This is a genomic window from Rhodanobacter sp. L36, assembly GCF_009765755.1.
Lineage (GTDB): Bacteria > Pseudomonadota > Gammaproteobacteria > Xanthomonadales > Rhodanobacteraceae > Rhodanobacter.
In genome coordinates, this window is the sequence record NZ_LMUV01000002.1 from 181373 (window position 1) to 207018 (window position 25646).

The following is a 25646-nucleotide window of genomic DNA, read 5'->3' on the forward strand; positions in this document are numbered from 1 at the left end:
GTCGCACTCACTTGTTCGTCCTCAACTGTCCGGCCTGCCCCATCTCCACCGCGGCAGCGCCGATGTCGCCAGCGCCGAGCAGTAGCAGCAAGTCGCCGTCCTTCAGCAACGCGGGCAGCGTGTCTTTCAATTCGCGCGGATGTTCGATCAGCACCGGATCGACCTTGCCGCGCGCACGTACGGCACGCGCGAGTGCGCGGCCATCGGCGCCGGCAATCGGCGCTTCACCTGCGGGATACACATCGGTCAGCACGAGCACGTCGACTTCGGCCAGCACGTTGGCGAAGTCATCCAGCAAATCGCGCGTGCGGCTGTAACGATGCGGCTGAAAACCCACCACCAGACGGCGTTCCGGCCAGCCACCGCGAACCGCGGCGAACACCGCGGCGAGTTCGCGCGGATGGTGGCCATAGTCGTCGACCAGCAACACGCTGCCGTGATCGAGCGCGATCTCGCCACGCCGATGAAAGCGACGACCGACGCCTTGGAAATGTTCCAGCGCATGCGCCATCGCCTCGGCTTCCACGCCGAGCTGCCAGCCGATCGTGGCGGCAGCAAGCGCGTTCAACACGTTGTGCCGGCCCGGCAGGTTGAGCTTGACCGGCAACGGCTCTTTGCGACCGGGCAACACCAGATCGAAATGCATTTCGAAACCGTGCTGGCTCAGGTTCACTGCGCGCACGTCGGCATCCTGCGTGTCGATGCCGTACGTCATCACGCGGCGCGTGGTGGACTTCGCCAGTTCGGCCACTTCCGGATCGTCTGCGCACAACACCGCCAATCCATAGAACGGCAGGCGATGCAGGAAATCGTCGAAGGCTTTTTTCACCTGCGCGAAATCGCCGCCGTAGTTCTCCAGGTGATCGGCATCGATGTTGGTGACCGCGGCAATCACCGGAGAGAGCAGCAGGAACGAGCCGTCGGATTCGTCCGCCTCGGCGACGAGATACTGCCCCGTTCCCAATCGCGCATTCGCACCGGCCGCGTTCAACTGGCCCCCAATCACGAACGTCGGGTCGTAGCCCGCCTCGGCCAGCACGCTCGCCGTAAGGCTGGTGGTCGTCGTCTTGCCATGCGTGCCGGCGATGGCTACGCCGCGACGAAAACGCATCAGCTCGCCGAGCATTTCGGCGCGTGGAATCACCGGAATGCGTGCGGCGCGCGCAGCGACGAGTTCGGGGTTTTCCGCGCCAATGGCGCTGGACGTCACCACCACGTCCGCATCGCCAATGTGTTCGGCGGCGTGGCCAACGTGCACGTTGACGCCCATTTCCTGCAGTCGCAAAGCAGTCGGGGAATTCGCACGATCGGAACCGGACACTGCATAGCCAAGGTTATGCAGCACTTCGGCAATACCGCTCATGCCCACGCCGCCAATGCCTATGAAGTGCACGCGCTGAAACGTGCTCATCAGGTCTTCGTGCGCATGCAAACGACGCGGCGTCATGCGGCCACCTCCATGCAGGCACGTGCAATGACTTGCGCGGCATCGGGCTTGGCCAGCGTGCGCGCGGATTCAGCCATCGCCAACAATGCGCTGCGATCGCTCAGCAGCATCTGCAATCGCTGCGTCAGATGTTCGATGTCCAGGTTGTTTCCTTTGATGTCGGGTTCCTTGATCAGTTCGGCGCCACCGACGGCGACAAGTACTTCCGCGTTGCGCATCTGGTGGTCGTCCACCGCGTGCGGAAACGGCACCAGCAGGGCACCCAGTCCACTCGCGGTGAGTTCGGCGATAGTCAATGCGCCGGCACGGCAGACTGCGAGATCCGCCCAGCCATACGTCGCAGCCATGTCGTCGATGAAAGGCAGCACCTGCGCTTCGACGCCGGCGTTCGCATACGCCTGTCGCGCTTCGTCGAAACCGCGCGCGCCGGATTGATGCAGCACGTCGGGTCGCAGTGCCAATGGCATCCGCGCCAGCGCCTGCGGTATCGAAAGATTGAGTGCACGTGCGCCAAGGCTGCCGCCGAGCACCAGCAAACGCGGACGCCCATCGCGATGGGCCATACGCGCAGAGGGCGCAGGCAAGGCAGCGATCGACGCGCGTACCGGATTGCCGACCCATTCCGCACGCGGCAATACGCCAGCGAATCCGGCGAGCACGCGTCGAGCCAGCGTCGCCAATTTGCGATTGGTAAATCCGGCAATACGATTCTGTTCGTGCACCAGCAACGGCTGGCGCAACAGCCACGCGGCGAGACCACCGGGGCCGGCGACATAGCCGCCCATCGACAGCACGCTGCGCGGCTTGATCTTTCGCAATAGCGATAACGAAGCGATCAGCGCGCGGAAAATCATCAGCGGCGCGAGAACACGCGTGGCCAGATTCTTGCCGCGCAGGCCGCCGACTTTCACGGTGTGCAGTTCGATCTGATGTGCCGGCACCACGCGCGTTTCCATGCCGCCCACCGCACCCAGCCACACGACGGGTACGCCCTGCGCGCGCAGGCATTCGGCGACCGCGAGGCCTGGAAAAATATGGCCGCCGGTGCCGCCGGCCATGATCAACACGGGCGACGACGGGGTCATGCGGCCAACGCCTCGCGCGGCTTGCTGGATGCAACGGCCGCATCGGCAGCCGCCAGGGCGGCCGGCATGCGCCGTGTCACTTCACGCGCATCGAGCGCTCGGTTGATTTCGAAAGTGGCACGCAGAAGCACGCCGGCCATCAGGCAAGTCAAAGCCATCGACGAACCGCCGTAGCTGATCAACGGCAACGTGAGGCCCTTGGTCGGCAGCGCGCCGAGATTCACGCCGACCGACACGATCGCCTGCATCGCCAGCATCAGCGAAATACCGAACGCGACGTAGCCGGCGAAACGCTGGCCGATTTCGACACCCTTCAATCCCAGATAGAGTCCACGCCCGACCGCCAGCGCGAACAGGCCGGCCACCAGTGCGACGCCGGCAAGACCAAGCTCCTCGCCGATCACCGCGAAGATGAAATCGGTGTGCGCCTCGGGCAGGTAAGAAAGTTTGAGCACGCTGGAACCCAAGCCCACGCCGGTCCACTCCCCACGACCGATCGCCATCAGCGACTGCGTCAACTGGAAACCGTCGTCGAACGGGTGATCCCATGGATGCATGAACGTCGTCAGGCGACGCATGCGATAGCTCTCGCCCGTCGCTGCGATATACAAAAGCGGCATCAACGGCAGGCCCATCAAAAACAGGAAGATCGGACGCGCACCGCCGAGCCACACCATGGCGATGGTTACCGCGATCACCAGCGTGGCAGAGCCGAAATCCGGCTGCGCCAGCAACAGCAGCACGATCATGCCGGCCACGGCGATCGGTTTGATGAGACCGAGGAATCGCGTCTCCACGCTTTCGCGATGACGCACCAGATAGCTGGCGATATAGATCACCAGGAAAAGCTTCACCGCTTCCACCGGCTGAAAAGTAGTGACCAGCAGATTGAGCCAGCGGCGTGCGCCATTGATGCGCATGCCGAAGTGCGGAACGAATACCGCCAGCAGCAGCACGAACGACAGCAGCAAAAGATGGAACGCGTAACGCTCCAGCAATTTCAGTTCGGTTCGCATCGCCATTCCCGCGGCGAACATGCCGATGCTGAGAAACAGCAGATGCTTGCGCAGAAAATAGAACGCGCCCACATGCTGGCTGTCGGCCACCGCGATCGAACTCGACGTCACCATCACCACGCCGACGCTCACCAGCCCGATCAGCGCGACCAGCAGCCACATGTCGAAGCTGCCGCGCGGACCCTGCCGGCGTTTTGCCTGAGTCGTGTCGAAGTCGAACATCAGCGCACCTTCAACGTGGCGAGACCGACCAGCACCAGCACGACGCTGATGATCCAGAAGCGCACGATCACCCGCGGCTCCGGCCAGCCCTTCAGTTCGAAGTGATGGTGGATCGGCGCCATGCGGAACACGCGTTTGCCGGTGAGCTTGAAGCTGGCGACCTGGATCATCACCGACGCGGTTTCCATCACGAACACGCCACCCATCACCAGCAGCACGATCTCCTGGCGCACGATCACCGCGACGCAGCCAAGCGCCGCACCCATCGCCAGCGCGCCGACGTCGCCCATGAACACCTGCGCCGGATAGGTGTTGAACCAGAGGAACCCGAGTCCCGCCCCGGCCAGTGCGCCGCAGTAAATCGAGAGCTCGCCCGCGCCGGGAATCGACGGGATGCCGAGATATTCGGAGAACACCTTGTTGCCGGCGAGGTACGCGAAGACGCCGAGCGCGCCGGAGACCAGCACCGTCGGCATGATCGCCAGACCGTCCAGCCCATCGGTGAGGTTCACCGCGTTGGAGAACCCGACGATCATGAAATACGCGACGACCACGAAGAACATGCCGAGCGGCAGCACGACATGTTTGAACAACGGCACGTACAACGCGGTTTCCGCGGCTGGCAGCGCGCCCGTCATGTGCGGCGCGCTGTAGTAGAGGAACAGCGCAGCGCAGAGTCCAAACACCGATTGCCAGAAATATTTCCAGCGCGAAGCGAGACCGCGGCTGTCCTTCAGCACCAGCTTCTTGTAGTCGTCGTAGAAACCAATGCCGCCAAAGGCCAGCATTACCGCCAGTACCACCCATACGTAGCGATTGTGCAGATCGGCCCACAGCAACGTCGACACCGAGACCGACAGCAGGATCATCACGCCGCCCATGGTCGGCGTACCCGCCTTGATCAGATGGGTTTGCGGACCGTCGCTGCGCACCACCTGGCCCGCCTTCAATGCAGCGAGCTTGCGGATCAGCGCAGGACCCAGCAGCAATGCCACTGCAAGCGCAGTGAGCGCGGCCATGATCGTGCGGAAGGTGATGTACTGGAAAAGATGCGGCGCAGTGAAATGCCGTGCCATCCAGTCTGCCAGTTCAAGCAGCATCGAATACCCTCCCCTCGTGCTGCCTGCCGTTTTCGGTTGGACGTCCAAACGCCCGCGCGACGTCTTCCATGCCGGCCGAGCGCGAGCCCTTGATCAGACAGGTGACGCCCGCGTGCACGCGCGCCTTGAGCGCGTGAATGAGTGCGGCCTTGTCGCCGAAATGTTCAGCGCCGTTACCGAATGCTTCGACCGTGGCTTCGCCGAGCGGACCGATGGCGAACAGGCGATCGACGCCGCGTTCGCGTGCAAGTTTGCCGATGTCTGCATGCAATTCACGCGCGTGATCACCGAGTTCGGCCATGTCGCCCAGCACCAGCCAGCGCTCACCGCCAGCGAGCATCAAGGTGTCGATCGCCGCGGCCATCGAACTGGGGTTGGCGTTGTAGCTGTCGTCGATCAACGTCCAGCCGCCGTCCATCGTTTCGAGGCGTAACCGCCCGGAAACGCCGACGACCTGTTCGAGGCCGGTGACGATCGTGTCCAGCGGCACCTTGAGCGCGAGCGCGACGGCCGCGGCGGCGAGCGCGTTGGCGATGTTGTGCCGGCCCGGCAAAGGCAGCGAGACTTCGGCATCGCCTTGTGGCGTGCTCAGCACGAAACGCGAGCCGTCCAGCCGCTGCTCGAGGATGTCCGCGCCGATGTCAGCGCGATGACCCAGCCCGAAACGAAGCATCGTGCGTCCGGCAGCAAGACCACCGAAGAAATTCGCGAATGCATCATCCGCGTTGATGATCGCCACGCCGTCGACCGGCAGCGCCTGATACATCGCACCCTTGGTTTCGGCGACGCCTTCGATGCTGCCCATGCGCGCAAGATGCGCCGGCGCAATGAGCGTGACGAGGCCGACATCGGGCCGCGCAATGGCTGCGAGGTACGCGATGTCGCCGAGCTTGCCGGCACCCATTTCCAGCACGGCGTATTCGGTATCCTGAGGCATGGAAAGCAATGTCAGAGGCAGCCCGAGCTCATTGTTGTAGTTGCCCGAGCTGACGTGCGTGCGGCCGTGACGCGACAGGATCGAGGCGACCAGTGTCTTGACCGTGGTCTTGCCATTGGAGCCGGTGATGCCGACCACGCGCACGTGGCGTTGAGCACGTACCGCGCTGGCCAGATCGCCCAGCGCCAACGTCGCATCGCCGACCAGTACTTGCGGAAGCGCGCTTTCCACTTTGCGCGTAACCAGCGCAGCGACCGCACCGCGCGCTGCAGCTTCGGCGAGGTAGTCGTGGCCGTCGACGCGTTCGCCCTTGATCGCCACGAACATGTCGCCGGGTTTCACTTGGCGCGTATCGATGGCGACGCCGGTCACTTCGACGTCGGCACCGAGCAGTTGTCCGTGCGTCCATACCGCAATCATGTTCAACGGCATCATGCGCGCGCCTCCCCGGTCATCCGTTCCAGCGCTGTTCTTGCGACGGCCATGTCGTCGAACGGACGCCTGCCTTCGGCACCGTCCTGATAGGTTTCGTGACCCTTGCCGGCGATCAGCACAACATCGCTCGGCTCGGCGATCGTCAACGCATGCGCGATCGCCCGCGCGCGATCGCGCTCGACGCTCATCGTTGTAGCGGCACCCATACCGCTCACGATCTGCGCCACGATGGCGTCGCCATCTTCACCACGCGGGTTGTCGTCGGTAACGATCGCGATGTCGGCGAGCCGCGCAGCGATCGCGCCCATCAGCGGGCGCTTGCCGGCATCGCGCTCGCCGCCGCAACCGAACACGCAGATCAGCCGGCCGGCGCAATGCGGACGCAATGCGGAAAGCGCCTGCTCGAGCGCGTCCGGCGTGTGCGCGTAGTCGACGACGATCAGTGGAACGTTGCCCGATCCGCCGAGGCGGTTCATACGTCCATTCACTGGCTGCAACGCTTCGGCTGCTTCGACGATGCGCTCGAACGGCGCGCCGAGTGCACCAAGGCAGCCGACCACCGCGAGCAGGTTCGCCACGTTGAAGCGCCCGAGCAGCGCACTGCGAATCGGCCGCGATCCCCACGGTGTATCGAGCTCGAACGCAAGACCTTCGGACGAAGTAACGATGGTCGTGGCAGTGATGTCTGCCGAGTGATCGCCTGTCGCGCTGAAGCGCAGCAACGTCGCGCCTGGCGAGAGTCGCGTGACGAGCTCCTGGCCGAAGGCATCGTCGACGTTGATCACGGCGGTTTTCAGATTCGGCCATCCAAACAACTTGGCCTTGGCATCGCCATACGCCTGCATGGTGCCGTGGTAATCGAGGTGATCGCGAGTGAGGTTGGTGAAGGCTGCGACTTCGAAACCCACTGCACCGACACGTCCCTGTTCAAGCGCATGCGACGAAACTTCCATCGCCACATGGCTTGCGCCGGCGTCGCGGAATTCGGCGAGCAGGCGCTGCACGCTGATCGCATCCGGCGTGGTGCGTTCGCCGTCGTTCAACTGACCGTAGAGACCCGCGCCAAGCGTGCCAATGGTGGCCGCGCGATGACCCAGCCATTCCAGCGCCTGCGCCAACAGTTGCACAGTCGAAGTTTTGCCATTCGTGCCGGTGACGCCGACCACGCGCAACGCTCCCGATGGTTGACCATAGAAACGTGCAGCGATCGCGCCGACCTGTGCTTGGAGGTTGTCGATCCACAGCACCGGCACGTCCAGCGATATGTCCGCCGGTGCCGGCGTTTCGGCCAGCACCACGCGCGCGCCACGCGCCACCGCGCCGGCTGCAAACACAATGCCGTGATCACGCGTACCGCGCAGCGCGAAGAACGCATCGCCCGGTTGCACCTGTCGCGAATCGAGCGCCAGCCCGGAAATTTTCAAACCGACATCGGGCAGATTTGCGACGACGTTGCCGATGACGTCAGAAAGAAGCAACTCATGCAGGGGACGCAACGTCATGGCGTCGGGTCCTCCACCACATCGTCGTCAACAGGCTCGTCAGCTTTCGGCTTGCTTCCGACCAACCCCCCCTGACCCTGCAGCGGACCGCCGACATACCACCGACCGATGTTGTCCGGCGGCACATCAAGCAAGCGCAGCGCGCCGTCCATCACACGCGAAAATACCGGGCCGGATACCAGCGCGCCGTAGTAGCTGCCCTTCTGTGGATCGTCGACGATGACCACGCCGACCAGCCGCGGATTGCTCGCCGGCACGATACCCGCGAAGGCCGCCGTGTAATTGTTCTTGGAGTAGCCGCCGAGCGACGCCTTGTGCGCGGTGCCGGTCTTGCCGGCCACCATGTAGTTGGCGATCTGCGCTTGCGGCGCGGTGCCGCCGGGTGCGGTGACCGTCTCCATCATGGTGACGATCTCGCCGGCGATCTGCGGCGTGATGATCGCCTTCGCGTCGTTGTCGACGCCCTTGATGAAAGTCGGCGTATGCATCACGCCGCCATCGGCGATGGTCGCGTACGCATTGGCCAGTTGCAGCGCAGTCACGTTGAGGCCGTATCCGTAGCCCATGATCGCCTTGTCCAGCGGACGCCAGTCGCGATCGGCGCGCAGCAGGCCCGCTGACTCACCGGGAAACCCGCTGTTGGTGCTGTTGCCGAAACCGAACGCGCGATACGTGTTGTACATGAGCTCGGTATCAAGCCCCATCGCGATATGCGCTGCGCCAACGTTGCTCGACTTGGTGATGACGCCGGTCGGCGAAAGCAGTCCGTAATTGTGCGTGTCGTGGATGTCGTGGCCTTGGAAAAACCAGTGACCGCCGGTGGTGTCGATCAACGGACTCGTCGGCGTGAAATTGCCGCTCGACAACGCCGCGCCCATCAGCACCGGCTTGACGGTAGAGCCCGGTTCGAACACGTCGGTCATCGCGCGATTGCGACGCAGCGAGGGGTCGCTGCCGTTCACCGCGTTGGGGTTGTAGGTCGGCAGGTTGACCATGGCGAGCACTTCGCCGGTCGGCACGTCGAGGATCACGATCGAACCTGACGCGGCCTGCGATTTGTCGAGCGCTTCCTTCAACTCGCTGTACGCGAGAAACTGGATGCGCCGATCGAGGCTGAGCGTGATGTTCTGCCCTTGCTTGGGCGCACGAATCTGCGCGACATCCTCGACCACGTGGCCCTTGCCATCGCGGATCACCTGCTTGGCGCCCGGCTTGCCGGACAGCCAGTCGTCGTACGCGAGCTCGAGGCCCTCCTGGCCGTGGTCGTCGATATTGGTGAAGCCGAGCACATGCGCGGTCACGTCACCGGACGGGTAATAGCGCTTGAATTCGCGCTGGCCATCGATGCCCGGAATGTTGAGATCGAGGATCGCCTGCGCTGCATCCGGTCGCATCTGCCGGCGCAGATAAATGAATTCACGATCGGAGCGTTCGGCCAGTCGGTCTTTCAGTTCGCCGGCATCGACGCCCAGCGCGGTGGCGAGTGCCGGAATGCGGTCTTCGTTTTCCAGCACCTGCGACGGGTCCGCCCAGATCGACATCACCGGCGTGGAGACCGCGAGCGGCTCGCCGTTGCGATCGAAGATGGTGCCGCGCGACACCGGAATTTTCATCTCGCGCAGGAAACGCGCGTCACCCTGTTTCTGATAGAACTGCTTGCGCACGACCTGCAGATCGAAAGCCCGCGCCATCAGCCCGATCGACGCCGCAGCCAGCAGCCCGACCACCACCACCATGCGCTTGCGCGCACTCGGTCCGGACGCGTGGCGACGGCCTTGTTTTGGAGCGGGAGTGCGGTTGCGCCAGCTCATCAACGCAGCAACCGGATGTCTTGTGGATTGGGATTGAACATGGCTAGTTTCTGGCGTGCCTCGTCGTCGATGCGACGCGGCTCGGCATGCGTGGCTTGCTCCAGTTCGAGCTTGCCGTATTCGATGTTGATTTCGTCGCGCTGGTTCTGCAGTTGCGTGAGGCTCACGAACAGCACGCGGCTTTCGTGGCGCGTCCACACCACGCCGACTGCGCTGCCAAGCACGGCCGCGAGCAGCATCAGCAGGAACACGGCGCCGATGAACTTCATGCGTGCGCCCCCTCACGTGGGGAGTGCACGGATTCATCCGCGACGGATAATTTCTCAGCCACCCGCAGCACGGCAGAACGTGAGCGCGGATTCGCGGCGATTTCATCGTCCGATGGAAAAATCGCCTTGCCGACAGCGCGAAGACGTGCGGGCGATTCCATCACCGGCGGACCGCGACGATTGTTCTTGATGCGACCTGACTGGTCGCGAATGAACATCTTTACTGCGCGATCTTCCAGCGAATGGAAGCTGATCACCGAAAGGCGACCGCCAACGTTGAGGCGTTCGAGCGCGGCGCTCAGCCCCCGATCCAGCGCGTCGAGTTCGCCATTCACGCGAATGCGCAGCGCCTGGAAGCTGCGCGTGGCCGGATGCTTGCCCGGTTCGCGACGGCCCACGATGCGCTCGATCAGTGCAGCAAGTTGACCCGTGCGGGTGAATGGCGTGGCTTCGCGATCCTCGACGATGGCCCGAGCGATACGGCGGCTGTGCCGCTCTTCGCCAAACCGCCACAGCACGTCCGCGATCTCGCGTTCGTCCGCGTTGGCCAGAAAATCCGCCGCGCTTTCGCCTTGCGATGTATCCATACGCATGTCGAGGTCGGCGTCGGCCATGAAGCTGAAACCGCGGGCGGCTTCGTCCAGTTGCGGCGACGAAACGCCGAGATCGAGCAGCACGCCATCAAGACCGGGCGCGGTTTCATTCCACTCGCCGAGGGTGGAGAAATTCGCGTGGCGGATCGACACGCGCGGATCGTCGGCGAACTCGGCCTGTGCGGCGGCGATCGCCTGCGGGTCACGATCCATCAACAACAGGCGACCATCGGAACCGAGGCACGCCAGCACGGCGCGGGCATGGCCACCGCGACCGAATGTTCCATCGAGATAACGCCCGCCAGGTTGCACGGACAGGCCCTCCACCGCTTCACCCAGCATCACCGGGATGTGCCGCAATTGCTGCTCGGCCACGCCGCACTCCCGCTCCCGTCCCGCCATTCGCCGATCGCGCCTAAAGGCGCAATTCCGCCATTGCCTGAGTGATCTCGCTTTCCCCGATGGTCTGGCGAATCTTCTTCAGGTGCTCCTGTTCACTCCACAATTCGAATTTGTCGCCCATGCCCAGCAGCACGGCTTTTTTGTCGATGCCGGTCGTCGCTCGCTGGCTTGCAGGCAGCAGAATGCGTGCGGCGCTGTCGGGTTCGACTTCCGCCGCCGCGCCGACCAGTTTCATCTGCATGTCGCGATGGGCTTTCACCACTTTGGACAATGCATTCACCTGATCGCGCACCTGCTCCCACACCGAATGAGGAAACAGCCACAGGCAGCCCGATTCGAACGGGTTGTAGGTGAGCACCAGACGATTGCCGCACTCGCCCGCCACCGACTCGCGATACGCGGTCGGAATGGCCAAGCGGCCTTTGTCGTCAACAGTGATGGCGGTTTCGCCTTGAAACACTCGGACAGACTCCACTAAAACCCACGATTTCACACCGGAACCCACGATAATCTCGCCAGATGAGACTGTCAAGGGAATTTCGCTTGTGAATCAATGAGAAAGGCGAAGTTGTGACGGTAATTCCAGCGCTTTCTCATGAACCTGTTCAAGGTGTTTGAAAGCAAGGGATTTTTTGATTCGTGTCACAGAACATTCAAGTGCCACACCAAACAGCGGTGTGGGTTTTGACGTTCATTTGGCGACGATCGATGCCGGTAGCGCCCAAAGCACGCAAGCATCCCCGACGTGGATGTCGCCACGCCGGGGACGAAAGGCTGTAAAGAGGTGGAGTCGGCCTGTAAGCCGGGTTCTGTACGTCTTGCGACGCGACAGTCATTCCTCTCGGCCAGACGTCACCGTCTGGCTCCAGCAACCTACCCGGGAACAACGCGGGCCGCGTTATCGTTCCCCTATTTGGTCTTGCTCCGAGTGGGGTTTACCGTGCCGTACGACGTTATCCCCGTACGCGGTGCGCTCTTACCGCACCCTTTCACCCTTACCACGCACATCCGAAGATGCCGTTCGGCGGTCTGCTCTCTGTTGCACTGGCCGTCAGCTCACGCTGCCCAGGCGTTACCTGGCACTCTGCCCTGTGGAGCCCGGACTTTCCTCGATGCACTTGCGTGCGACGCGACTGCCCGGCCGACTCCGCTGCGAAGTGTACTCCACGCGCACGACTCAGCCCTCGTAGAGCAGCTTGCGCGGCGCGCCGCTGATCGCCGCCGCCATCTTCGCCGCCTTCGCCGGCGGCAGTTCATCGCGAAGGATGGCGAAGATGCGCTGCCCTTCGGCCAGCTTCGCATCCGCTTCTTCGCCGCGACCGGCGACGAGGATCACGCACTCGCCACGCTGCTGGTCGGGATCGCTGGCGACACGCGCGGCCAGTTCAGCCAGCGGCTCGCCCAGCACCGTCTCGAACATCTTGGTGAGTTCTCGCGCGAGCACCGCTTCGCGCTCGGCGCCGAACACATCGCGCATGTCGGCCAAACTTTCAGCCACGCGATGCGACGACTCATAAAAGATGACCGTGCGCGCATCACCGGCCAGTTCCTGCAGTCGCTGCCGACGACCCGTGGCCTTCGGCGGAAGAAACCCTTCGAACACGAAACGGTCACTCGGCAAACCTGCCACCGACAATGCCGCAATCGCTGCGCACGCACCCGGCACCGGAATGCAGCGCACATTCGCCGCAAGCGCTGCACGCACAAGACGAAACCCTGGATCGCTGATCAACGGCGTACCCGCGTCCGAAATCAGCGCCACCGATTCGCCCGCAACAAGTCGCCGCACGATCGCGTCGACTGCATCGCGTTCGTTGTGTTCGTGCAACGCAATGAGTGGCGTATCGACACCGTGATGCACCAACAACGGTCGGCTGTGGCGCGTGTCCTCGGCGGCGATCACATCCACCGCACGCAAGGTTTCGATGGCGCGGGCCGACAGGTCATCGCGGTGGCCGATCGGCGTGGCAACCACCCACAGGGCGCCGGGCTGAGCTGATGACATTCGTGAACTCCTGCGCCGCGAGGTGGTGAATCGATCGGCTATGATCGCGCATCGACGTCCATGACGACCAAGGGATTTCTCATGCGCCTCACGCGCCTGCCGCGCACTGCCGCGATCGGACTGCTGTTTTCCCTCGCGCTGGCTGCGTGTGTGCCCACCGTGGCGCCGCGCTCGGCTGCTGAAGTCGCCGCTGCGCAGGACGCCGCAACGCTCGCGCAACAAGGTCAGCTCGACCAGGCAGCACAGGCCTACCTCACGCTCGCTTCTCAATCGTCCGGCCACGCCGACAGCTACCGCCTGCTGGCCGCCGAAGCATGGCGACAGGAAGGCCAGATCCAGCGCACGTCGTCAGTGCTGTCGCAGATCAATCGGCAAAACCTCGTCGACGACGAACCCTTGCGCTTTGACCTGCTGCGCGCCGAACTTGCGCTCAGCCAGAACGATGCCGCCAGCGCATTGCGACTCACCACGCAACCCAATGTCGCCGTGCCCGCCGTGCTGCAATTGCGGCTGCTGGAACTGCGTGCACGCGCCATGGCCACCAGTGGAGACAACTGGGGCGCCGCGCGCACACGCGTGGAGATGGACGACAAGTTGAACGGTTTCGATCACGAACAGAACCGCAAGCAGATCATCGGCCTGCTCACCAGGGTCGGTGCCGATCCACTCAAGCAGCGCGCCGCCGCGATGAAACCCGGCGACCGGATGCTCCCTTGGATCAACGAAGCACTCACCCAGCTCGGCGTTGCCGTGGCGCGCCCCCAGCCGGATCTGCAACAACCGGTCGGCACGCTATTGCCCGGCGCCAACGCCAATGTGCGCGAGGGCTACAAGGCACCCGCGCAACTCGCGTTGCTGTTGCCGTCCGATGGCGATTTCGCCGCGGCCAGCGCATCCATTCGCGAAGGGTTCTTCGCCGCCTATATCGACGCCGGCCGCAACCACGCGCCGCGTCCCACCGTGCGCGTTTACGACAGCAAAGGCACAGGCGCTGGTGCTATCGCTGCTTACCAGCAAGCCACGACCGATGGCGCCAACCTGGTCGTCGGCCCACTCACACGCACCGAAGTCGCCGCCGTTGTCGGACAGAGCAGCCTGCCCATCGCGCTGCTCACGCTCAATCATCCCGACAACAAGAACCTGCCCGCCGCCAACACCAGCGAATTCGGCCTGCTGCCGGAATCCGAAGGCGCGCAGGCAGCCGATCACATGATCGAACGCGGGCTGCGCCACGTTTATGTGCTCGTCTCCGGCGACGATTTCGCGCAGCGCGCGGCAGGCGCATTCAAGGCCGAGCTCGCTGCACGCGGCGGCCAACTCGACACCATGGTCACCATCTCCAGCTTCACCAAGGCGATCAGCGGCCTCAATCTCCCCACCGGCAGCACCCCGACACCCGCGTCGAGCGCAAGCAGCGCACCGACCAGCGGTTCCAGCATCGGCAGCGCGCCGGTGGCGGCTATTGCCGATGACCGCGGCATCTTCATCAGCATGCGTCCCAAGCAGGCACGCCTGCTGCTGCCGCAACTGGCGGTCGCCAATGTGCACCTGCCGGTGTTCGCCACCTCGCACATCTACGACGGCCGCGACGACGCCACCGCCAACGGCGACCTCAATGGTGTCGAATTCTGCGACTCGCCATGGATGTTCGACGCTCAGCCCGGCCTGCCCAGTCACGATGAGATCGGCACGCAGCTGGAATCCGCCAGCGGCGGCGCGGCGCGTCTGTTCGCCTTTGGCATGGACGCGTGGAATCTGGTGCCCTATCTCGACTGGTTGCGCGCGCACCCCGGCAGCTACCTGCCCGGCGCCAGCGGCCAACTTGCCGCCGACCAGTTCGGCCGAATCCGCCGCGTCCTCATCTGGGCGAAATTCCAGGACGGCATCGCGCACCCACTCAGCGGCGATCTGCAAACCAACGACGTGCCCGCCGATGCACCGCCGACCGGCGATGCGCCCGCATCCTCCACCACCGGCGCCGTGCCGGACAACACCAGCCAGCCCAACAGCCACTGATGCGCGCCGCCGGCGACGTCTTCGAAACGCGCGCCTGCGCCGAACTCGAACGCGCCGGTCTCAAGCTGCTAACCCGCAACTACACCACCCGCTACGGCGAACTCGACCTCGTCATGCTTCACGACCACGTCGTGGTGTTCGTCGAAGTGCGCTACCGAAAAAACGCATACCACGGCGACGCTGCAGCTTCGATCACGCCAGCCAAGCAAGCCAAGCTCATCAAGGCTGCGCAGTTGTGGCTATCGGCCCACACGAAATGGGCGAATTCCGACTGCCGATTCGACGTTGTCACTTACGACGGTCCGGTCGCCAGCACTCGTATGATATGGTTGCAAAACGGATTTGAGAACCAGTCGACATAATCTGTCCGTTGCACTAACAGAACAGGCGTCCCTGCTTCTAGAATTGATTTGGGATCTGTTCAGGGGACAACCCGAAAAAGCACATGTACACCCGCCGAGCACCAGGCTCGCGGAGTTGAGCGCACTGCGATTCGGTTTGTTGGGTTAAAAAAGGCAGGCATGAAGCCCGCTTGGAACAAGGAGCGTGAATGGAATCGAAGCATTTCGCGGGAGACGGGGTCCCCGCCACAGCTGAAAGCCGGGGCTGCAGCAGATATCCAGCTGTCATAAATCCCTGCCATTCTTTCGGATGGATCACCCGATCCAGCCCAATCCCGAACAACTCATCATCCCGGCGCTGCAAACAGCGATGGGCGGACTGCCGCACCTCTATGTTGCAGCTCGCGAATCGCGCTGCCGGTGCAGTTTCGACTGTTTCATATCACTTTGCGGGTAATACGTGAAAACGATCTTTCTCAATCGGGCTGCAGTGATCGCTTTGACCCTTTCGGCCTCTGCCTTGACTGGCTGTGGAACCCCCGCAGCGAAGGATTTCGGCGGCTCCTGGAAACCGGTAAACCGGTTCCAGACTGAAACCACCGAAATCCCGCTGGAACGGCCCTACACCTATTTTGCTTCGCCACTGGATGGAACGCTCAAGACCATGCTCACGCGGTGGTCGAAAGACACGGGCATGACGCTCTCGTACCAACTCCATTCCGACTTCACGCTCTATACGCCTGTCACCCATATCCATACCTCGGACGTCAACGAGGCAGCGGCGCAACTTAGTTCGATCTTTGCCCAGGAAGGCGTCTCCATCACGGTAGAAAACCAGCGGATCGTAGTCGGGCAAGCCAGTGCGATTACGCCCGATTCAGCCACAAGCAAAGGTGCCACAGGCTCGCCCAAGGCCGCGGCGCCCGCGAGTTCAAAATAATGAAGACGGAGAGCACATCGGTGACAGTTGCTCGGGATGCTAGCTAATGGCCGGCGGGAAAAACTCCAGTCAGAAAATCGACGATACGGTCAACCGATCGGTCAATTTTGAACTGACGATCGCGGATCTGGCCAAACGGAGCGAGCGTCGCGCATGGCGCGTGGCTAGTAGCGCCATTGTCATGGCATTGATTCTCGCTGGCGGTTACTTCTACATGTTGCCGCTGAAGGAAAAAGTACCTTACGTCGTCATGGCCGACGCCTACACGGGCACCAGCTCGATTGCGCACCTGACCGAGGATTTCACCAACCGGCAGATCACCACCAGCGAAGCCATCAACAAGAGCAACGTCGCGCATTACATCATGGCGCGCGAGTCTTACGACAGCTCAACAACGGCGTACCAGAATGGATGGATTACCTCCATCGTGATGTCGTCACCCAAAATCGCCACCGCATACAAAAATCAAATCCTTTCGACCACGAATCCCGATAATCCCGCCAAAATTTATGGTCCGGACAAGGCTTTGCGCCTCAATATTCTAAGCATCTCCTTGCATGGTGCGGGAGTAGGCCAGACACCTAAAAGCGCCACCGTGCGTTTTCAAAGAAGTGTTTACGACAAGACCAATGGTTTGACCAAACCGTTGGACAGCAAGATTGCCACTCTGGAATTTACATATATGCCCGACTTGCGAATGGATGACCAATATCGGATTGAGAATCCGCTCGGGTTTCAGGTTACCGATTACCGCGTCGACAATGATTATGAGTCATCCGCGGTAGCCGAGGTTCTAGGATCGCCGACGCCCTCCCAGGTTCAGCCAGCTGCGGCCACCAGCACGACCCCGAACGCGAATGCAGCCCTGCCGCTAGCCACACAACCGGGCGCTTATCCGGCACTGCCTCCAACACAAGCGACGGCTCCGACGCCCCAAGGAACGGCCGTGCCTACATCGAACAATGCAGAGAATGGAGCGGGTCGTCGATGAACATCGTATGCAAGTTGACCTTGGCGAGCCTGATCGCTTCCACTGCGCTCGGCACGGTATCCGCACAGGTTGTCGAGCAGTATCAATATTTGCCGGACCATATTTATCAGGTGCGTACCGGATTGGGCATAACCACCCAGATCGAACTGAGTCCGAGTGAAAAAATCCTCGACTTCAGTACCGGCTTCAGCAGTGGATGGGATTTGACTCGGCGCGAAAACGTATTCTATCTCAAGCCTAAAAACGTTGATGTAGATACCAACATGATGATCCGCACGGAGACTCACTCCTATATTTTTGAGTTGAAGGTGGTAGCGACGGATTGGAAAACCCTGGACCAGGCCAAGCGCGCCGGTGTCCAGTACAAGATTACGTTTGGTTATCCAGGCAATACCAGTTTTTCCGATCAGGTGGCAAAGATCGCCAAGGCGCCGGAACTGGATACCGAGCTGGTCAAGGGGCGCGACTATAACTTCGATTACAGCTATGCCGCGCGAAGCAAGACTGCACCTTGGCTAATACCTGTAACCGTGTATGACGACGGCCGCTTCACCTATATCAAGATGAGCGATCTCAGACAGTTTCCCACGGGCAATTTCCCCGAAGTCTTCATGCGTGAGCTTGAGCACGGAGGAGATACCGTGGTTAATACAACCGTGGAGGGCAACAATATCGTGGTCCACGGCACTTATCCCTACCTGGTCATTCGCCATGGCAACAATGTCGTCGGTCTGAGAAGGAACACTAAAAAGTGAGCTCGAATACTCCTAACCAACCCGGTGACGGCTCTGACCGCGAAAATACTCCGTTACACGGTCGCGAAGACCCGTTGGCGAGTAATCCTTACTCCTCTCAATATCAGCAAAGCGCCGCTCCTGACTTGGACGCCAATGCGCCGACGTTGAAATCGAGCGATCTGCGTCGCATGAATCGGCGCGCGCTTTTTTACCTGGCGGCCATTGTCGTGCTTCTGCTCGCGATCGCCTTCTGGCTGATCAAGGGGCCTTCGAGCAAGGCGCCTCCTCCGAAACAAGCGGAAACCATTACAGTACCCGTGGCTCCCGTGGCTCCACCACTGCCTCTCCCAACGCCATCGACTCAGGCAATTCCTTTCAACACGGCGCCGCCGCTGCCGCCGATTGCTCTCCAACATGCGAATTCGCAGCCCGCGAGGCCGCAAGGACCGAGCCTGCTTGAACGTCGTTTGGTAGCCGATCAAGGCAACAGCAATCCTGAAACGTCCGCTGCTCCGGTTGCCAATCAACCCAGGGGTGCGGGCGATGTGATTGGAAACATGGAAGATGCCAAGACCAGCGCCGAGCCGCTGACGAATCCCGACACTGTCATGGTTCGAGGCACCTTCATCCGCTGCGTGCTTCAAACGCGCATCATCAGCGACTATCCAGGCTTTGCTTCCTGTGGGGTGACGGAGCCCGTTTATTCCTTTACGGGGAAACGCCTGCTCCTGCCCAAGGGATCAAAGGTGCTGGGCAAGTATCGATCCAGTCCGATCATCGGCAATCGCCTCTTCGTCATCTGGGACCGCATCATCACGCCCACAGGCATCGATGTGAACATGTCCAGCCCCGGTACCGATGATCTCGGCAGTTCCGGCGACCCGGGTTATCTCGATTCGCACTGGGGCAGCCGGATCAGTGCTGCGCTGCTGGTCAGCATGCTCAGCGACGCTTTTCTTTATGAGGGAGAAAAGCACGGCCCAACGACCAATACCATCGGCGCCAGTGGTGCGGTCGTAGAACAACCTTTTCAAAGCAACACGGCGCAGACGCTGCAAAGTTTGGCCAACCAGGCCGTGCAGCAGTCCGCCAACCGGCCGGCCACGGTCACCATCAATCAAGGCACCGTCATCGAAGTTTACGTCGCCAAGGACGTGGATTTCAGTGGCGTCGTGTCCAAATTCTGACCAAAGCGCGAGATCGAGACCCTGCCCTAATGGACGACGCTGTACCCATCGCCGAAGTTTCAAACGAATTTCTGGACTACCAGTACCAAGTGCTGGGTGTGCGGGAATTCATGGCGTCGCCCGAAGTCACCGAGATTTGCATCAATCGTCCCGGCGAGTTGTATCTGGAGAACCGCAATGGCTGGCAGCGCGTGGAAGTTCCCAGCCTCACCTTTGATCGCGCGCGACAGTTCTGCACCTCCGTAGTCAACGAAAGCAAGACAGGTCAGCGCATCACCGACATGGACCCAGTCGTCTCGCTAACTTTTCCTACCGGCCAACGCGCGCAATTCGTCATGCCGCCAGCGGTAGAGGCAGGCAAGGTATCCATCACCATCCGTCTGCCCTCCAAACACACAAAAACCCTGACTCAGTACAAGGAAGACGGTTTTTTCGACCAGATTCTCGAAGACACGCACAGCCTCAGCGAGCATGATCGCGACCTTCTGGATCTGCGCGCGCAGCGCAACTATGCAGAATTCTTCAAGAGAGCCGTGCTGTACAAAAAAAATGTAGTCGTCTCCGGCGCCACCGGTAGCGGCAAGACGACTTTCATGAAATCCCTGGTCCAGCACATTCCAGCCAGCGAGAGACTGGTAACCATCGAGGACGCGCGCGAGCTGTTCATCGATCAACCCAACGTGGTGCATTTGCTCTACTCGAAGGGTGGTCAGAGTGCCAGCAATGTCACCGCCAAGAGCTGCATGGAAGCCTGCCTGCGCATGAAACCGGACCGCATCATCTTGGCGGAGTTGCGCGGCGACGAATCGTTTTACTTCATACGCAATTGCGCATCGGGACATCCAGGCTCGATCACCAGTTGTCACTCCGGCAGCACGGAACAGACGTGGGACCAGCTTGCGCTGATGGTCAAGGCATCCAACGAAGGTGCGGGTCTGGAATTCGCCACCATCAAGAGGCTTTTGATGATGACCATCGACATCGTCGTGCACATCAAGGCACACGCCGGAAGCCGTTACATCACCGGCATCGATTTCAATCCTGATCGACACCTGTCGCAGGAAGCTGCATGAAGACTCAATCGAATTCGCGGGTCGGGAGGACACACCCATGTTGACCGGAATGGAGCTGATGTCCTGTCCCAACCAAACCGCACCGGCGGATGTCATGCGCCACATCGTGCATGTCGAATCCGGCTACAACCCATTTGCCATCGGGGTGGTAGGCGCACAACTGGTGCGCCAGCCGCAAAACCTGGACGAGGCAGTTGCGACGGCGCAAATGCTTGAGGCCAACGGCTACAACTATTCGCTCGGCGTGGCACAGGTCAACCGTAACAATCTTTCGAAATACGGCTTGGATACCTACGCTAAGGCTTTCAATACCTGCCTCAATCTGTCCGTAGGCTCGCGCATACTCAATGAGTGCTATGCCCGGTCGGGAGGCAACTGGGGCAAGGCTTTCAGCTGCTACTACTCTGGTGACTTTGTCACTGGCTTCAGCCAGGGCTACGTGCAGAAGGTTTACGACTCGATGAACCTGAGCATGCGGTCCGGCAGCGGCGCGCCACCTATTCCATTGCAAATAGCCCACGATCGCACGCCGCAACTTGCCTCGCGCTTCAATGTACCCAACGGCGTGGGGGCTACTACTGGTTCCCTTGAAAACTCGGCCGCCTATCGTGTCTCCATTCGCAGTACGAGCGTACTCGACGCAGTCGCTGCACCACTGATCACTGCCGCTGTCACAGCCGCGACCCAGCCTGAGGCAAAAGCGGCGCCCCAAAATGCACCATCTGTGACGCCGACCTCGACTACCGAGATCGAGGCGCCGAATACCGACATCTTCGTACCCAAAGTCACTCACTTGGGCGACCGTCCAGAGACATCTTCTTCCGGCAACAAACCGTCCCAGCCCGCGACACCGCAAGCTGTCGTGCAAAACGCGGCACACAGGCCTGCCGCAGACCCGACCGATCTGCGCCAGAAAGGAGGCGATGATGCCTTCGTTTTCTGAGCGACATTGCAAGTGGCTGCTGGTTTCAGAGCAATCGGGTGAATCGAATAATCTGCGGTCGGCCGGCAGGCACAGTGTTCGCAATTTGTTATTCCGCGCGATTCAGCGCAAGACGTATGGTGAGCAAACCGCGATCCTTTCGTCAGGGATGACGGAAACAGCTCCAAATCCCTTACGTCAATCCGGACAATACCGATGATCAATCGGAGCAGTAATCGTCATGCAGGCGCCCTGTCGCCTGCTACGAGGGCTCTTACCAGGGCCGCAGTATCGCCTCAGGTCAACGAGGTACTTCGCAACAGTCGTAGCTGTGCGCAGTGCAGCTATTTCTTCAGGGGTGCGGCACCTGCCCGCGTTCATTAAATCGTCCATAGAAGGAATCCGAGATGAAAATTCAAATGTTTGCCGGCAGTATCGAAAACACCGAATCCAGGCGCGTGCTTTTCAACTCATTTTTCAAGATGCTTGTGGTGGCCGCACTCTTGATGCCTTGCATCGCATTTGCTCAAACAGGTAGTGCCTGTTCTGACATGACCACTTACATGACTACTGTGCAGACGTTGCTGAAGGCTATCTCCATTGCCGTAGTTACTATTGCCGTTATTTTTTCTGGCTATCAAATTGCTTTCGCACATAAACGCATTGCTGAGGTGGCGCCCGTCCTGATCGGTGCTGTTCTGATTGGTGCAGCAGGAGAGATCGCGAGTATGTTCATAACCACGGGCAGTTGCTGATCGCACCAAGAAAGCACATGCATAAGAACGCGGTATTTCGCGGCTGTACCCGCCCACCCATGTTCTTGGGGGTGCCTTACGTCCCCTTCTTCGTGTGTGTGGGCGGGTGTTTCTTGCTGGCCGTTTACTTTAGTTTTTTCATCCTCTTTCTGATACCAGTAATCATCTTCATCATGCGGACCATGGCCAAACGCGACGAAATGATCTTTCGACTGATTGGCTTGCGTCTGCAATTTCGCATGAGGATGAGGAACCTGCCCGAAAACGATGGTATGTGGGTATTCACACCCAACAGCTATCGTGGTCAAAAACAAGAGCCTTGACGAAGCACCCCCGGCGGATTCGCCGGGGTATTCAATTGGATCAACTGGCACCCAACTATGTTCAGCCCTGACACGCCCATCAGCGAATTTCTGCCCCTGTCCACGCACGTTTCACCGACGGTGCTCAAGACCACAGGCGGTGATTTCATGCTGAGCTGGCGGATGGGCGGCCTGCCCTTTGTCGGCCGCGATGAGTGGGAGCTGGAACACAAGCACAATACGTTCAACCGCTTGTTGCAGACCTTGCGTGCCCCGGATTTTGTCAACGTCGCTTTCTGGGTGCACGACGTCCGCCGTCGCCGCAAGCACACCGACCACAGCCATTTTCAGCACGCCTTCAATCAGCAGATGTCCGACGCCTACTATGGCGCGCTCTCTTCACAGAAGTTGATGCAGAACGAGCTGTATCTGACCCTGGTCTATCGCCCTGTGGTCAGTGGCAAGCGCCTCGCTGAAAAGTCTTCGGATGTGTCGCAGCTGCAAGCCGAGCAGGAGGAAGCCGTCAAAACCATCCTGGAGCTGGCAGGCAATGTCGAGGCGGTGCTGAAGGACTACGCACCGTATCGGATGGGTATGTACGAGGCCTCCAACGGCGTGGTGTTTTCCGAGACCCTGGAATTCTTTGGCTATCTGCTGAATCGCATCGATGAACCGGTGCCGGTTCTGGACGCGCCGATATACCGCTATCTGCCAGTGAGCAAGCAGCGCTTCTCAGCAAAGACTGGCGACTACGTCATCACCACGCCGACAGGCGTCAACTATTTTGGTGCGATGCTCAACCTCAAGGAATATGCCGACGGCAGCTATCCGGGCATTCTTAACGGGCTCAAGTACCTGGATTTCGAATACGTCATCACGCATTCGTTCACGCCGAAAGGGCGGCACGAAGCACTCAAGGCGCTGGAACGCACCAAGGGAATGATGGTGTCGTCCGGCGACAAGTCTTTCACCCAGATCGCCGAACTGGATCATGCGATGGATCAACTGGCCTCGGGCAATTTCGTACTTGGCGAATACCACTTCAGCGTTGCCGTCTATGCACCGGATCAGGCCACCTTGTCGCAGCAGATCGCAACCACACGGGCCGAGCTATCCAACGCGGGCTTTGTCACCGTGAAGGAAGATATCGCCGTCACCGCCGCGTTCTACGCCCAGTTCCCCGGCAACTGGAAATATCGCACCCGGTTGGCCAACCTCAGCTCGCTGAATTTCTTGGGCCTGTCGCCGCTGCACAACTTCGCCGCCGGCAAAAAAGAGAACAACCCCTGGGGTGACTGCGTTACTACGTTGCAGGCCACCAATGGCCAGCCCTACTACTTCAACTTCCACGCGACCCACCCAGCCGAGAACTCGCTCGGCGAAAAGGCTATCGCCAACACCATGGTGATCGGCAAGTCCGGCACCGGCAAAACCGCGCTGATCAACTTCCTGCTCAGCCAGGTGCAAAAGCTGAAGCCCACGCCGACCATCTTCTTCTTCGACAAGGACCGCGGCGCGGAAATCTTCGTGCGCGCCTGCGGCGGCAACTACATGGCACTGGAGAACGGCAAGCCTACCGGCTTCAACCCGTTCCAGTGCGCATACACCGAAGCCAACGTGCAATTCCTGTCCGATCTGGTCAAGGTGATGGCCGGCAAAAGCGTGTATTCCTCCCGCGAGGAAGACGACATCTTCAGCGCGGTGGAAAGCATCCTGGATACCCCGATTCATCTCCGCAACGTCACCAATTTCATGAAGAGTCTGCCCAACATGGGCGATGACGGCTTGTTCGTGCGCATGAAAAAATGGACCGCGGGCAACTCGCTCGGTTGGGTATTCGACAACCCCGTGGACACTATCGACCTTTCCAAAGCCAACATCATCGGCTTCGATTACACCGAGCTCATCGATAACTCCGAAGTGCGCGTACCGGTGATCAACTACCTGCTGCATCGGCTGGAAGAACTCATCGATGGTCGCCCCTTGATCTACGTCATGGACGAATTCTGGAAAATTCTCGATGGCAAGGGTGGGTTGAAGGAGTTCGCCAAGAACAAGCAGAAAACCATCCGTAAACAGAACGGCTTGGGCATCTTTGCCACGCAGAGTCCGGAAGATGCGCTTGCCAGCGACATCGCCGCGTCGCTGATCGAACAGACGGCCACAATGATCCTGTTGCCCAATCCCAACGCCAGCCGCGAAGACTATATCGAAGGCCTCAAACTCACCGAGGCCGAGTACAACGTCGTCGTCAGCCTGGATGAGCGCTCGCGCTGCTTCCTGGTCAAACAAGGTCACGCCGCAGCCATTTGCCAGCTCAACCTGCGCGGCATGGACGATGCCCTCGCGGTGATCTCCGCATCCACCGACAACATCGAAATTATGCATCAGGTGCTGGCCGAGCGCGCCGAAGCCGAAGGCGTCAGTGTCAACCAACTCACGCCCGAGCAGTGGCTGGCAACCTTCTACGAAAACCGCAAGGGTAGCGGCAAGCAGAAATCCGACCAGCCGCCGCGCCCCGCACGCTCCACCCGCTCGGGCGCTATGTAACACACTGCAAATCAGCTCCCAACTTCAGTCAAGGAGAAAGCCCATGCAACGCTCAGCCACTCGCTTCAACCCTGTTCACCGCGTTCCGCTCCGCGTGACGCTTGCCCTCGCTTTGGCCGGCGTCATTGTTGCCACCGGCAGCCTGCACGCCCAGGTACTGGTCACGGATGTACCCGCTGAATCGGCTGCTGCAACATCGGCAACCGCTAATACGTCAACGGCATCATTTAGTTCGGCCATGTCAGCGTTTCAAACAGGGGCACAGTACACAACCTTGCTGGGCCAGCTTACGCAGCTCACCTCCACCCTAAGCAGCATCGCCTCCAACCCCATTGGTGCGATCATCCCCAATACAAACACCATGACCGAATTGAGCGACTCGACGAAGCAGCAACTCATCCAGGGTAAGTGCTATAGCGCCACCAGTGGCGGCATGGTCAGCGGCGTACTGCAGGGCCTGTCGGCGGCGGTCTCATCCATCAACCTCAGCGGCAATATCACGCAAACCCAACAACAGATCTGCTCCGGCATCGTCACCGCCCAAGTCGACGAATACAACGCCACCGTTGATCTCTACCAGCAGGTACCTCAACTTCGTAGCAGCTCGACCGCCTTGCAAGGCTTGGTGCAGCAAATGAACGGCATCATGGGCAACTCCAGTTCCTCCACAGCACAAACAGTCGCCTTCACCGCGCAACAACAGACGACGCTCACCGATTGGCAAACTCGCGTGAAAATGGACGAGAGCATCATTTCGACTTTGAACCAGCAGCAATCCACACTCTCCGCCATAGCTCTCAAGGGCAATCCGAACATCTTGGGCGATGCGATTCAGGCCACCGCGCTGAAAAGCGCTCTTTCCATCAACGATTAAAGTACGACGCGCTCGGATGCGTCGGATTCGCATGATAGGGACTGTTGCCTGTCCCCATGCCGACCCATCGCACCCGGTGTGCAACTTGCCGCCCAACGGCAGCTACGGATAACTGCGACATCAAGTAGAGACAG

General features: G+C 60.6%; 23 protein-coding genes and 1 other RNA gene. 12 read left to right on the top strand and 12 right to left on the bottom strand.

Annotated features, from left to right (window positions below; all coding sequences use genetic code 11):
* Nucleotides 1–7: 7 nt before the first annotated feature.
* The 12 genes from murC to rsmI form a co-directional block, all read right to left on the bottom strand.
* Complete coding sequence (gene murC / locus GSQ73_RS00725; protein ID WP_158879912.1) at nucleotides 8–1447, bottom strand: UDP-N-acetylmuramate--L-alanine ligase; 1440 nt, start codon at nucleotides 1445–1447, stop codon at nucleotides 8–10.
* Nucleotides 1444–2532 carry an undecaprenyldiphospho-muramoylpentapeptide beta-N-acetylglucosaminyltransferase gene (gene murG / locus GSQ73_RS00730; RefSeq protein ID WP_158879915.1) on the bottom strand — a complete coding sequence of 363 codons (1089 nt, stop codon included), beginning with the start codon at nucleotides 2530–2532 and terminating at the stop codon, nucleotides 1444–1446. The genes murC and murG overlap by 4 nt, the downstream gene beginning before the upstream one ends.
* Nucleotides 2529–3770, bottom strand: a complete 1242-nt coding sequence (ftsW, locus tag GSQ73_RS00735) for a putative lipid II flippase FtsW (protein ID WP_158879919.1) — start codon at nucleotides 3768–3770, stop codon at nucleotides 2529–2531. The genes murG and ftsW overlap by 4 nt, the downstream gene beginning before the upstream one ends.
* Nucleotides 3770–4870, bottom strand: a complete 1101-nt coding sequence (gene mraY / locus GSQ73_RS00740; protein ID WP_158879922.1) for a phospho-N-acetylmuramoyl-pentapeptide-transferase — start codon at nucleotides 4868–4870, stop codon at nucleotides 3770–3772. Before mraY ends, ftsW begins: the two co-directional genes overlap by 1 nt.
* A complete protein-coding gene (gene murF / locus GSQ73_RS00745) occupies nucleotides 4860–6242 on the bottom strand; it encodes a UDP-N-acetylmuramoyl-tripeptide--D-alanyl-D-alanine ligase (protein ID WP_158879924.1) in 1383 nt (460 codons plus the stop codon). Before murF ends, mraY begins: the two co-directional genes overlap by 11 nt.
* Nucleotides 6239–7744: a UDP-N-acetylmuramoyl-L-alanyl-D-glutamate--2,6-diaminopimelate ligase gene (locus GSQ73_RS00750; protein WP_158879927.1), complete on the bottom strand. Its 1506-nt coding sequence runs from the start codon at nucleotides 7742–7744 to the stop codon at nucleotides 6239–6241. Before GSQ73_RS00750 ends, murF begins: the two co-directional genes overlap by 4 nt.
* The gene (locus GSQ73_RS00755; protein ID WP_158879930.1) at nucleotides 7741–9555 is read right to left on the bottom strand and encodes a penicillin-binding protein 2; all 1815 of its coding nucleotides are present in this window, start codon (nucleotides 9553–9555) and stop codon (nucleotides 7741–7743) included. Before GSQ73_RS00755 ends, GSQ73_RS00750 begins: the two co-directional genes overlap by 4 nt.
* Entirely contained in the window at nucleotides 9555–9815 is a 261-nt protein-coding gene (ftsL, locus tag GSQ73_RS00760) for a cell division protein FtsL (protein WP_174236058.1), read from the bottom strand. The genes GSQ73_RS00755 and ftsL overlap by 1 nt, the downstream gene beginning before the upstream one ends.
* A 5-nt stretch (nucleotides 9816–9820) precedes the next feature.
* On the bottom strand, nucleotides 9821–10792 hold the full coding sequence (rsmH, locus tag GSQ73_RS00765; protein ID WP_158879936.1) for a 16S rRNA (cytosine(1402)-N(4))-methyltransferase RsmH: 972 nt from the start codon (nucleotides 10790–10792) through the stop codon (nucleotides 9821–9823).
* 40 nt (nucleotides 10793–10832) lie between these two features.
* Nucleotides 10833–11279, bottom strand: a complete 447-nt coding sequence (gene mraZ / locus GSQ73_RS00770) for a division/cell wall cluster transcriptional repressor MraZ (RefSeq protein ID WP_158879939.1) — start codon at nucleotides 11277–11279, stop codon at nucleotides 10833–10835.
* Nucleotides 11280–11601: 322 nt separating this feature from the next.
* Nucleotides 11602–11968, bottom strand: an RNA gene (gene rnpB, locus GSQ73_RS00775) — RNase P RNA component class A.
* A gap of 28 nt (nucleotides 11969–11996) precedes the next feature.
* Nucleotides 11997–12824 carry a 16S rRNA (cytidine(1402)-2'-O)-methyltransferase gene (rsmI, locus tag GSQ73_RS00780; protein ID WP_158879941.1) on the bottom strand — a complete coding sequence of 276 codons (828 nt, stop codon included), beginning with the start codon at nucleotides 12822–12824 and terminating at the stop codon, nucleotides 11997–11999.
* Between the two features lie 81 nt (nucleotides 12825–12905).
* Here rsmI and GSQ73_RS00785 point away from each other — a divergent pair, with 81 nt between their 5' ends.
* The 12 genes from GSQ73_RS00785 to GSQ73_RS00840 all read left to right on the top strand — a co-directional run bounded on the left by GSQ73_RS00785 (nucleotide 12906) and on the right by GSQ73_RS00840 (nucleotide 25512).
* The gene (locus tag GSQ73_RS00785; RefSeq protein ID WP_158879944.1) at nucleotides 12906–14840 is read left to right on the top strand and encodes a penicillin-binding protein activator; all 1935 of its coding nucleotides are present in this window, start codon (nucleotides 12906–12908) and stop codon (nucleotides 14838–14840) included.
* Nucleotides 14840–15202: a YraN family protein gene (locus tag GSQ73_RS00790; RefSeq protein WP_158879947.1), complete on the top strand. Its 363-nt coding sequence runs from the start codon at nucleotides 14840–14842 to the stop codon at nucleotides 15200–15202. Before GSQ73_RS00785 ends, GSQ73_RS00790 begins: the two co-directional genes overlap by 1 nt.
* A 439-nt stretch (nucleotides 15203–15641) precedes the next feature.
* Nucleotides 15642–16121, top strand: a complete 480-nt coding sequence (locus GSQ73_RS00795) for a hypothetical protein (RefSeq protein ID WP_254063228.1) — start codon at nucleotides 15642–15644, stop codon at nucleotides 16119–16121.
* Nucleotides 16122–16167: 46 nt separating this feature from the next.
* A complete protein-coding gene (locus tag GSQ73_RS00800) occupies nucleotides 16168–17112 on the top strand; it encodes a type IV secretion system protein (RefSeq protein ID WP_158879950.1) in 945 nt (314 codons plus the stop codon).
* Entirely contained in the window at nucleotides 17109–17867 is a 759-nt protein-coding gene (locus tag GSQ73_RS00805; RefSeq protein ID WP_158879953.1) for a TrbG/VirB9 family P-type conjugative transfer protein, read from the top strand. Before GSQ73_RS00800 ends, GSQ73_RS00805 begins: the two co-directional genes overlap by 4 nt.
* Nucleotides 17864–19036, top strand: coding sequence for a TrbI/VirB10 family protein (locus tag GSQ73_RS00810; RefSeq protein WP_158879956.1), 1173 nt, complete (start codon nucleotides 17864–17866; stop codon nucleotides 19034–19036). The genes GSQ73_RS00805 and GSQ73_RS00810 overlap by 4 nt, the downstream gene beginning before the upstream one ends.
* Before the next feature lie 29 nt (nucleotides 19037–19065).
* On the top strand, nucleotides 19066–20109 hold the full coding sequence (gene virB11 / locus GSQ73_RS00815; protein ID WP_158879959.1) for a P-type DNA transfer ATPase VirB11: 1044 nt from the start codon (nucleotides 19066–19068) through the stop codon (nucleotides 20107–20109).
* Between the two features lie 49 nt (nucleotides 20110–20158).
* Entirely contained in the window at nucleotides 20159–21052 is an 894-nt protein-coding gene (locus tag GSQ73_RS18135) for a transglycosylase SLT domain-containing protein (protein WP_174236059.1), read from the top strand.
* 461 nt (nucleotides 21053–21513) lie between these two features.
* Complete coding sequence (locus GSQ73_RS00825) at nucleotides 21514–21786, top strand: TrbC/VirB2 family protein (protein WP_256371880.1); 273 nt, start codon at nucleotides 21514–21516, stop codon at nucleotides 21784–21786.
* Nucleotides 21787–21803: 17 nt separating this feature from the next.
* On the top strand, nucleotides 21804–22109 hold the full coding sequence (locus GSQ73_RS00830; protein WP_158879965.1) for a VirB3 family type IV secretion system protein: 306 nt from the start codon (nucleotides 21804–21806) through the stop codon (nucleotides 22107–22109).
* Between the two features lie 57 nt (nucleotides 22110–22166).
* Entirely contained in the window at nucleotides 22167–24638 is a 2472-nt protein-coding gene (locus GSQ73_RS00835; RefSeq protein ID WP_158879968.1) for a VirB4 family type IV secretion/conjugal transfer ATPase, read from the top strand.
* Between the two features lie 43 nt (nucleotides 24639–24681).
* Complete coding sequence (locus GSQ73_RS00840) at nucleotides 24682–25512, top strand: hypothetical protein (RefSeq protein WP_158879971.1); 831 nt, start codon at nucleotides 24682–24684, stop codon at nucleotides 25510–25512.
* Nucleotides 25513–25646 lie beyond the last annotated feature (134 nt).

Coding starts and splice junctions, on each gene's coding strand:
- GSQ73_RS18135 (WP_174236059.1), top strand. CDS start 20,159: ATGGAGCTGATGTCCTGTCCCAACCAAACCGCACCGGCGGATGTCATG.
- GSQ73_RS00840 (WP_158879971.1), top strand. CDS start 24,682: ATGCAACGCTCAGCCACTCGCTTCAACCCTGTTCACCGCGTTCCGCTC.
- murG (WP_158879915.1), bottom strand. CDS start 2,532: ATGACCCCGTCGTCGCCCGTGTTGATCATGGCCGGCGGCACCGGCGGC.
- GSQ73_RS00785 (WP_158879944.1), top strand. CDS start 12,906: ATGCGCCTCACGCGCCTGCCGCGCACTGCCGCGATCGGACTGCTGTTT.
- ftsW (WP_158879919.1), bottom strand. CDS start 3,770: ATGTTCGACTTCGACACGACTCAGGCAAAACGCCGGCAGGGTCCGCGC.
- GSQ73_RS00825 (WP_256371880.1), top strand. CDS start 21,514: ATGCTTGTGGTGGCCGCACTCTTGATGCCTTGCATCGCATTTGCTCAA.
- GSQ73_RS00835 (WP_158879968.1), top strand. CDS start 22,167: ATGTTCAGCCCTGACACGCCCATCAGCGAATTTCTGCCCCTGTCCACG.
- mraY (WP_158879922.1), bottom strand. CDS start 4,870: ATGCTGCTTGAACTGGCAGACTGGATGGCACGGCATTTCACTGCGCCG.
- GSQ73_RS00750 (WP_158879927.1), bottom strand. CDS start 7,744: ATGACGTTGCGTCCCCTGCATGAGTTGCTTCTTTCTGACGTCATCGGC.
- rsmI (WP_158879941.1), bottom strand. CDS start 12,824: ATGTCATCAGCTCAGCCCGGCGCCCTGTGGGTGGTTGCCACGCCGATC.
- virB11 (WP_158879959.1), top strand. CDS start 19,066: ATGGACGACGCTGTACCCATCGCCGAAGTTTCAAACGAATTTCTGGAC.
- GSQ73_RS00790 (WP_158879947.1), top strand. CDS start 14,840: ATGCGCGCCGCCGGCGACGTCTTCGAAACGCGCGCCTGCGCCGAACTC.
- GSQ73_RS00755 (WP_158879930.1), bottom strand. CDS start 9,555: ATGAGCTGGCGCAACCGCACTCCCGCTCCAAAACAAGGCCGTCGCCAC.
- murF (WP_158879924.1), bottom strand. CDS start 6,242: ATGATGCCGTTGAACATGATTGCGGTATGGACGCACGGACAACTGCTC.
- GSQ73_RS00800 (WP_158879950.1), top strand. CDS start 16,168: ATGGCCGGCGGGAAAAACTCCAGTCAGAAAATCGACGATACGGTCAAC.
- GSQ73_RS00805 (WP_158879953.1), top strand. CDS start 17,109: ATGAACATCGTATGCAAGTTGACCTTGGCGAGCCTGATCGCTTCCACT.
- murC (WP_158879912.1), bottom strand. CDS start 1,447: ATGACGCCGCGTCGTTTGCATGCGCACGAAGACCTGATGAGCACGTTT.
- GSQ73_RS00830 (WP_158879965.1), top strand. CDS start 21,804: ATGCATAAGAACGCGGTATTTCGCGGCTGTACCCGCCCACCCATGTTC.